Source organism: Nocardia sp. NPDC060220 (assembly GCF_042727815.1).
GTDB lineage: Bacteria > Actinomycetota > Actinomycetes > Mycobacteriales > Mycobacteriaceae > Nocardia.
Window position 1 is genome coordinate 1 of record NZ_JBHWZY010001320.1, and the last position, 1,227, is coordinate 1,227.

Consider the following 1,227-nt stretch of genomic DNA (forward strand, 5'->3'; position numbering starts at 1 on the left):
GGCGAATCCTCGCAGCGTGCGGGGACTCGCCCGACCTGGGCCAAAGCGCCCGATTTCGCTGATCAACCCGCGCGGCAAGCCGCGGTGCGGGCGCAAACTGTGGTCGACAAACAGCATTACCTCGACACGGGTCTCACACCACTGCGGTGCCAGGCGTGCTCGGCACAGGTGCTGGTGCGCAAGGCGAGTCAGCACCAGACCTCGGTGCAGTGGACCGAGCGACCCGACGCGCACTGCCCGATCTTCGCGCAGCTGACCGCGCACGGTGCGCGGCCGGGTCGGCCGGAATCGTGTCCGTCACTGGAGAAGTCGATCAAGTGGGCGGTCGACGAGGGCGTGCTCGACGTCGGCGAATAGTCAGCCGAACGGGGTGTGCGGGCGATCCTGTCGCACCCCGTCGAGGTAGATGTCGACCTTCTCGTTGTAGAAGCACGCCAGCCCCGCCACCTTCTGGCTCTCCGGCAGCGGCGTGCGGTAGATCCAGACCAGGTCGGCGTGCTCGGTGTCGCCGACGCGCACGTTCCAGTAGTCGGCGGTGCCCTTGTACGGGCAGCTGGTGTGGGTGTCCGACGCGGTCAGCAGGTCCATCCGGACATCGGTCAGCGGCAGGTAATACCGTGCGGGCAAACCGGTTTCGAACAGGATTCGGGGCGAATGCGAGTCCGCGACGGTCACTCCGTCGATCTCCACCCGCACGTGCCGGGAACTGCCGAGAATGTCCACGCGCGAATACGGGTCGCGCGGATGGACGAAGACCTGCTCGTCTTCCTCGAACCAGTCGAACGCGGCGATGTCGAGCCGCACAGCGTCTTTCAGCTCCGACAGCGGTGAGTCGAGATAGCGCAGCGCCGCACCGTCGGCGCGCAGACCCTCGACCGTCACGTCGTAACCCGTCGCGTCGCCGCGGCTGGGGGAGTGCTCGGTGACCCCGTTCGGATCGAGGTCGGCGCGCACGTCGGTGAGCGGCACGTAGTAGGTCGGGTAGTACGGGATCTCCCAGACCAGCAACGGCCGGAGCGTGTCGGCCACCAGCTTCCCGTGCAAGTAGGCCCGTACTCGCTTCTGTCCGGTCTCAACCTTGACACGTCCACGTCGGTCCTCGGTCATGCACTAACGCTACCCGAATTCCGAACCCCGACCCTTAGGGAGGGGCCGGACGCGCAGCGGCCGGGTTCGCGGCCGTCCCGTCGATCAGGTGCCGTTGCGTAGGCGACGAAGGAGCAAGCC

General features: G+C 67.1%; 2 protein-coding genes. One reads left to right on the plus strand and one right to left on the minus strand.

Annotated features, from left to right (window positions below; translation table 11 throughout):
- The coding region (locus ACFWF3_RS36390; protein WP_379318740.1) for a hypothetical protein at positions 1-357 on the plus strand (357 nt) is incomplete at its 5' end.
- Here the strand turns inward: ACFWF3_RS36390 and ACFWF3_RS36395 are convergent.
- Complete coding sequence (locus ACFWF3_RS36395; RefSeq protein ID WP_379318742.1) at positions 358-1,107, minus strand: DUF427 domain-containing protein; 750 nt, start codon at positions 1,105-1,107, stop codon at positions 358-360.
- Between the last annotated feature and the right edge of the window lie 120 nt (positions 1,108-1,227).